The organism is Candidatus Edwardsbacteria bacterium, from assembly GCA_018821925.1.
Taxonomy (GTDB): domain Bacteria; phylum Edwardsbacteria; class AC1; order AC1; family EtOH8; genus UBA2226.
Genome location: JAHJLF010000022.1, coordinates 1 through 8,121, shown reverse-complemented (window position 1 = coordinate 8,121; position 8,121 = coordinate 1). Strand labels below are relative to the sequence as shown.

Below are 8,121 nucleotides of genomic sequence, written 5' to 3'. Positions count from 1 at the left end.
CATCACCCTGATCCTGCTGGGGCGGATGCTGGAGGCCAAAGCCCGGGGCCGGACCTCGGAGGCCATCAAGCGGTTGATAGGCCTGCAGGCCAGGACCGCCCGGGTGATCAAGGACGACGGCGAGTTAGAAGTGCCGTTGGAGCAACTGGCAATAGGGGATATCATTATTGTCCGGCCAGGCGAGAAGATAGCGACCGATGGCATCATCACCGAGGGATATTCCTCCATCGACGAATCGATGATCACCGGGGAGAGCATTCCGGCCGACAAAAACATCGGCGACAAGGTCATCGGCGGCACCATCAATAAGACAGGCAGTTTCCGCTTTCGGGCAGACAAAGTGGGAAGCGAGACGGTGCTGGCCCAGATCATCAGACTGGTGGAGGAGGCCCAGGGCAGCAAGGCACCCATCCAGAGGCTGGCCGACAGGATCGCCTCGATATTCGTTCCCATCGTGATGGCTATCGCCGCCCTCACTTTTTTGGTCTGGCTGATCTGGGGGCCGTCGTTCAACCTGGCCCTGATCAACGCGGTGGCGGTGCTGGTGATCGCCTGTCCCTGCGCACTGGGGCTGGCCACGCCCACCGCCATCATGGCCGGCACCGGGCGGGGAGCCGAGCTGGGGATACTGATAAGGCGGGGCGAGGTGCTGGAACAGGCGGGCAACATTACCAGCATTTTGTTCGACAAGACCGGGACATTGACCTCCGGAAGAATAGCCGTGGCCAATGTGGCGGTAATGCCGGAGTTCACCGAGGACGACCTGCTAGCCCTGGCTGCCTCGGCCGAGAGTTCCTCGGAACATCCCATCGGCCGGGCCATAGTGGATTACGCCCGGCTGAAAAAAATATCATTGTTGGAAGTTTCGGATTTCAAGGCCCTGCCAGGCTCAGGCCTCAGTTGCCGGGTAGGCGGCAGGATGGTGGAGATAGGCAACCGGGGGATGATGGAGCAGAAGGAGTATACCAAACTGGAAAAACTGGCCGGCCGTTTGCAGCAGGAGGGCAAGACCGTTGTCTATGCCGCCATAGATTCCCGGCCGGCCGGGATCATCGCGGTGGCCGACACCCTGCGGGAGAATGCCGTCCGGGTCGTCGCCGACCTTAAGGGCCTGGGCCTTAAAACCGCCATGATCACCGGGGATCACCAGGAAGCGGCCATGAGCATCGCCGGACAACTGGGGATAGACCAAGTGATGGCCCAGGTTCTGCCGGGCGACAAGGCGGAGCAGGTAAAAAAAGCCCAGGCCGGAAATGTTAAAGTGGCCATGGTGGGCGACGGCATCAACGACGCTCCGGCGCTGGCCCAGGCCGACATCGGGATAGCCATGGGCCGGGGCACCGACGTGGCCATCGAGTCGGCCGACATCATCCTGATGGGCGACAACCTGGAGCTGATCGCCAAATCATTAAAGCTCTCCCGGGCCACCCTGAAGATAATCAAGCAGAACCTTTTCTGGGCCTTCTTCTACAATATCATCGGGATCCCGGTGGCCGCCGGGGTGCTGTACCCTTTCTTCGGGATACTGCTGAACCCGATGTTTGCGGCGCTGGCCATGGCCTTTTCCTCGGTCAGCGTGGTGAGCAATAGTTTGAGGTTGAAGAGGTGGAGAGGATAAATTCTTGACCTCACCCCTGCCCACTTCGAAAGCAGCATATCTGCAGTTCTCAGTGCAGGCTCTCTCCAAATAAATTTGGCGAGGGGTTTTGCCACAGAGACACAGAGTGGCTTATGGTTCTAGTCATTGCGAGAAGCCATCTGCGCCTGATGGATGAAGCAATCCATGCTTTCCCTGGATCGCTTCGTTTGTGTGACATATGGTAAGGCTCGCGATGACGTGGGCTCTATAGTCATTGCGAGAAGCCATCTGCGCCTGTCAGATGAAGCAATCCATGCCTTCCCTGGATCGCTTCGCAAGTGCGAAATTTGGTCCTACTCGCGATGACGAAACACTTTGGTCATTGCGATAAATCTACCTTGTCTGACGGATGAAGCAATCCATGCTTTCCCTGGATCGCTTCGTTTGTGTGACATATGGTAAGGCTCGCGATGACGTGGGCTCTATAGTCATTGCAATCCAACTCAACCCCCGCCCCTTCTCTTGGTAAGAGAAGGGGAAGCGAAGCATGCACTGAGTAAAGCATGCATTTAGACAAACGAAGTGGGGTTGAGTTAGAACACAAGCCCGAAGGGAAGGCCGTTCGGGCTAATTTTTTTAGTAAATTTATCTTGATTTTGCCTGGGGCGGGGTGTATAGTTATAACACAGGCCGATAATATATTTTTGGAATAGAAATGAAGATAAAACTTTTGTTTGTTCTCATATCCTGTTTTGTATATTCGGCCCGGGGCGGCCACAGGGCTGACATATTTGATTTAGCGCTTGACATTCACTTTGCAGGGGTATATACTGCTATTTGAAAGCCAAAATCAATGATAAATAAAAATATTTGTTTGGTACTAAGTGCCCTGATGCTGCTGAATCAGGTGGTATATTGTGCGGGGAATAAACCTACAATAGCCATCATGGATCTGCAATGTCAGGGTCTTTCTGCTACGGAAACAGTATTACTTACTGATCGCTTGCTATCGGAAATAGGGAAAATTGGTACTTATGATATCGTTGAGCGTGCTAAACGGGATGAAATCCTTAAAGAACAAGGTTTCACACAATCGGGTTCATGTGATGAAGCTTCTTGCCTTGTTGAAGTTGGAAAATATCTATCTGCACAAAAAATGATTGGGGGCAGCATTGGTAAATTTGGTGAAGTTTGGGTTATAAATTTAAGGTTGGTAGACGTATCAAGCGGTAGGGTGGAAAAGATGGTAGACAAGGACTTTGCTGGGGAGCAAATTGGTTTGTTGTTGTTAATGAAGGATGCAGCCGGTGAGTTGGTGGGCAAGGATATGCTTTTGCCAGAAGAAAAAGCTCTGTTGGAAAAAGACCGAAAAGCACGAGAAAATTTGGAAAATGAAGCCCAGAAAAAACGTGCAGTATGGCAAACAGAAGAAGAACAGATAAAAGCAGACGTTGAAGCGAAAAGACAGCAAGAAGCAAAGTATCAAGCTCAATTGCTTGCTATAGCTGATAAAGCTGCCCGCAAGGAAAGATTAAAGGCATTGGAAAAACAAATCGCCTTAGAACAAAAAAAACGTGAAAAAGAATTGAAAGCGAAGTTAAAAAGGGAAGAGAAATTAAGAAAACAAAGATTGAACGAATTAAATATTGATAAACCGTTTTATAAAAAATGGTGGTTTTGGGGATGCGTTGGTGTTGTAGGTGCGGGAACAGTATATTTAATAAATAATAGTGGTGCCACGAGTGACGATACAAGTCCCGTAGACGATGATATTCCATCACCCCCAACCTATCCTTAATGGAATAATTAACTATGAAATATTATTGGAAAATAATTAAGTATTTATTGATATTGTGCATATTGCCAGTAAGTGTATATGCTCAAACAAATAAAAACTTTACTACTGATGGAATTGTAATAAAGCAAGCAGTGGATAGCTGTTTTGTTATTTTAAGCAATGTTGTGGGTAGTTATGATTCTAGTTTCATCCAGCTTATGAAAGTAACGAAAGCGGGTGATAGTATAATCTGGAATAAAGGCTATGGTGGAAGTGGGGGTGATTATGGATTGTATTTGCATAGAACGGAAGATAATGATTTTGTTATTGTAGGCGGGACGACATCATATGGGGATGTTATGGGTGATGTATATGTAATAAGAACAGATAGTATTGGGAACGTTATTTGGGCCAAAACAGTTGGTGATCAATTTGTAAATTGTGGCACACATGTTATTGAAACTGAATCCAATGATCTGCTAGTGGTAGGTTATTCAAAAACGGGCGATACGGCTTGTGTGCAAAAAATATATGCTGTGAAATTGGCAAATAATGGCGACACACTTTGGACAAAAAATTTCGACATCGGTTACGATTCATATGCAACCTGCATATGCAAAACAATAGATGGTGGGTATATTATTACTGGGGATACGGATACTTTGGGTAATGGAATACAAAAAATATTTTTATTAAAAATAGATACTTTGGGTAATGTTCTTTGGTTTAAAACCTATGGTGAACAAATTTGCGGTGCGAATTCGATAATACCTGAAGCAGATGGCACTTATTTTGTTGCCGGCTATATGCATTCCATCGTAGATGCCAAGACTTACTCTTATATGTTGAAACTCAATTCGGTTGGTGATACGATTTGGACAAAACAATATATTGACATGGGTTATTTGTATCACTCGGTTAAAGCGTTTGATAATGGTTATATAATGGCTGGGGAGACAAGAAACACTAGTAATGCTTTTATTTTTAAGGTTAATAGTGCTGGGGATTCGTTGTTATGTAATCAATATGGTGGTGCATATAATGATGGAAGTTATTATATTGCGAAAACATATAATAATGAATATAATGCAATAGGATATACAAATTTAGCAAATTGGGATTCGGTAAATATTATGTTGGTGAGGTACAATGATCAACTTAGCCACTTATCTACGATTACGTATTCAGTAAATGATATTAATATTTCAATTGTTGCCCCCCAAATTAACCCTTATTTATGCAATAATGCTAAGATGTATTATGGAAGTGATTATACTTTTCAAATAGAGATTAAAAACAATTCAATTGTGAATAATGCCGTGCTTTATTGGACGCCCGTGGGCAATTATGGAACACCGCTTTCACTAGAATTGACGAAAGTCAATGATAGTATCTATCAGTATAATATAAATAAAAACATTATATATTCCCAGGGGGTTAGCTATAAGATAAAGGCGTTTTGTGATTATGGGGTGTATAATGAATACCCACAAAATTCCTATTATATCCATCCAGTATTTCACTATTCTGTTACCGATACCATCGGCTATGACCAATGGCAGATGATATCCATACCATATAAGGGAAATGGTCGTTATATGCATAATATGTTAGTATCAAAATTTGGCACATATGATATAACCAAGTGGCGTTTATTTGACCATGACATTACAAATATTTATCATGAACTCAGCAGTCCTAATACAGGCCTCATTGATGATGGCAAGGCATACTGGCTAAGGCAAAGAGTGGCAAACCCCGCAGTTGTAAGTTTCGATACTGTCTATACCTGGGGTCCCGGGTTAAGCATTGATACATTGAAACTAACATTAGCTTCGGGCGGCTACGGCTGGAATGACATAAGCCTTCCCTTCCTTTATAATGTTTCATGGGCTGATATAATAACTGCTAATAATAACGATCCAGATATTATTGGCCCTTATTATTACAATGGGGTCAGATGGTTGTACCCGAATGAAATAAGCAATATTGAGCCGTGGAAAGGCTATGTGGTAAAAAACGCTGGCGCTGTATCTAAAAATCTAAACATACCCTTGATTGCTGCTGGCGGGAAATCTGATAATACTGCCAGTAAATCAGATGGAATGAATATATATATTAATGTTAATAATAATAGAAATGAATTCTTAAATGTTTTAGGGACTTCAAATAATGCAAGTTTTGGAAAAGATAAATACGACTATCTCTGCCCACCACCATCGCTTGATAATTTGAGGGCATATTTTATTCATAATGACTGGCTCCCTCTTGATGTGTACGGCTGTGATATTCGTAAAGAAATTGGGGATGGGCAAACCTGGGATTATCTGATAGAAGGCTATACGGGGGCAACAACAATTAGTTTTCAATTAGATAATATTGTTGATAACTTAAATTATTATTTGATTGATTTAACAGAAAACCGTAGGTTTAATTTAAAAGACAGTAAAAGTTATAGTTTTATTCCGCTTTCTGATGAAAAACAAAGAGAGTTTATGATAATTATTGGATCCGATAGTTATCTTGAAAATATGATATACCGTAAAACCCCCATTAGCACAAAATTAAACACAATATATCCAAACCCTGCCAGAATGGGTAAAGTTATTATAAACTACCAACTTTCAAAGAGCACAAAAGTCTTATTGAACATTTATAATCTAAACGGGCAACTCGTTAAAACAATTGTAGATGATGTTCAATATCCGGGTTATTATAAAAAAGAATGGAATTGCGCTAACAATGCGAACACTAAAATATCTAGCGGTTTATATTTTGTTCATTTAAAAACGGACGTGACTGCTGGTACGAAAAGAATTATATTAGTCAAATAAAAATATAATATTGTCTTAAGAAAAAATAATCTAAATGCCGCATCCTATCAATACTTCACCTTTGCTCTGCCAACTTAAATAACCCCAATCTTTCGGGTATAATAAATCCTACGGTGCGGGTATCACTGCCCGCACCGGTTTGTTTTTGGCCTTTCATTTCAGCGATACCATAAATGATATCGCTGGTTATTCAACAAGGCTTCTCCGAAGCCTTCCCAAAATATTTTACGTTTTAGTGTCTTTTCGTGTGTTTCCCGCCATTATCCGGATAGCCCATATAGGCGGGCAGGCGTGGGCAAATCCCCGTCGTAATCAATCATATCAGGAGCAACCATTTTGGACCGTTCCCAGGAACTGGGGCAGACCCCGGTAGGAAAACTGCTGTTAAAATACTTCATGCCGGCCATCATCGGCGTGATGGCCAATGCCCTCTACAACATCGTGGACCGGATCTACATCGGGCGGGGGGTGGGAGCGTTGGCGCTGTCCGGCCTGTCGGTCACCTTTCCCATCATGATCATCGCCATGGCCTTCGGCATGCTGGTGGGCATGGGGGCGGCATCATTAGTGTCTATCCGGCTGGGCCAGCAGAAAAGGCCGGAGGCCGAGAAGATACTGGGCAACGCTTTCACATTGCTGGTCGTCATCTCCTTAGGCATCACGGTGCTGGGCCTGATCTATAGGGACACCATCCTCTCGATGTTCGGAGCCGGGCCGGACACTTTGGGCTACGCCCGCCAGTATATCACCATCATCCTTTGGGGGAATGTTTTTCAGGGGATCGGCTTCGGGATGAACAACCTGATCCGGGCCGAGGGCCACGCCAAGACCGCCATGTACACCATGCTGATCGGGGCGGTGGCCAACTCCCTGCTGGACCCGCTGTTCATCTTCGTCTTCAAGATGGGGGTGGCCGGGGCGGCCATCGCCACGGTAATATCCATGGCCATCACCAGCACCTGGGTGTTCCTGCATTTCACCGGCAGTAAAAGCAGCCTGCGGCTAAAGTCCGCCAATCTGCGATTGGATAAGAAAATAGTGCTGGGCATCTTCTCCATCGGGATGGCGCCCTTCGCCATGCAACTGGCCGGCAGCGTCATCAACGCCCTGTTCAACATCCAGCTGATAAAATACGGCGGGGATCTGGCGGTGGGCGCCATGGGGATCATCAACAGCGTGGCCATGATGATCATCTTCTGCGTGATCGCCGTCAACATGGCCTCCCAGCCCATCATCGGCTTCAACTACGGAGCCAAGCAGTATGCCAGGGTCAAAAGGACCCTCAAGCTGGCGTTGATCGCGGCCACCTGTATCACCACAGCCGGGTGGCTGACGGTGCAGATATTCCCCGGGGCCATCATTTCGCTGTTCAACACCAGCGATCCCCGGCTGCTGGAGATAGGCGTTCGGGGGATACGGGTATTGCTGTTCATGTTTCCGGTGGTGGGCTTCCAGGTGGTGGGCTCCAGTTTCTTCCAGGCCATCGGCAAGGCCAAAATATCCATGTTCCTTAATATGCTCCGCCAGGTGATAGTGCTGATCCCGATGGTGCTGATCCTGCCGCCGATATTAAAGATAGACGGGGTGTGGCTGTCCGGACCGATAGCGGACTTGATCGCAGCCTCTATCACTGCAGTGATGATAATTAGGGAAGTGAAAAAGCTGAACCAGAAAAGCGTTGCTTGACCATTTACCGCAAAGCGATGCACTGAGTGTAACCGAAGTGACGCAAAGCCCGCAAAGGTAAACCAAAAGCTCTTAGCGCACTTGGCGCCTTAGCGGTTCAAAACAACTTGCAGCGTTTCGACCGGTGGCCGTGATTATTAGGGCTTTACAAAAATACCCTTTCAGTGTATAATCTCTTTTAATCGAATAAAAGAACAGCCAAGACCCCCCATGCAAGCGGGGCCTTGGCCTTTCGGCGTTTCGGT

At 45.9% G+C, this 8,121-nt stretch carries 4 protein-coding genes; all 4 read left to right on the top strand.

Annotated elements, in window-relative coordinates; all coding sequences use genetic code 11:
- On the top strand, positions 1-1,618 hold a 1,618-nt coding region (locus tag KJ869_02330; GenBank protein ID MBU1576024.1), incomplete at its 5' end, for a copper-translocating P-type ATPase.
- Between the two features lie 814 nt (positions 1,619-2,432).
- Positions 2,433-3,377 (top strand): hypothetical protein, encoded by a 945-nt coding sequence (locus tag KJ869_02325; protein MBU1576023.1) that lies wholly within the window; start codon positions 2,433-2,435, stop codon positions 3,375-3,377.
- Between the two features lie 62 nt (positions 3,378-3,439).
- Positions 3,440-6,190, top strand: coding sequence for a T9SS type A sorting domain-containing protein (locus KJ869_02320; protein MBU1576022.1), 2,751 nt, complete (start codon positions 3,440-3,442; stop codon positions 6,188-6,190).
- A gap of 336 nt (positions 6,191-6,526) precedes the next feature.
- Positions 6,527-7,876: an MATE family efflux transporter gene (locus KJ869_02315; protein ID MBU1576021.1), complete on the top strand. Its 1,350-nt coding sequence runs from the start codon at positions 6,527-6,529 to the stop codon at positions 7,874-7,876.
- Positions 7,877-8,121: the final 245 nt, after the last annotated feature.

Bases quoted from the DNA above. Each gene is read 5' to 3' on its own strand.
- KJ869_02325 (MBU1576023.1), top strand. From the start codon at position 2,433: ATGATAAATAAAAATATTTGTTTGGTACTAAGTGCCCTGATGCTGCTG.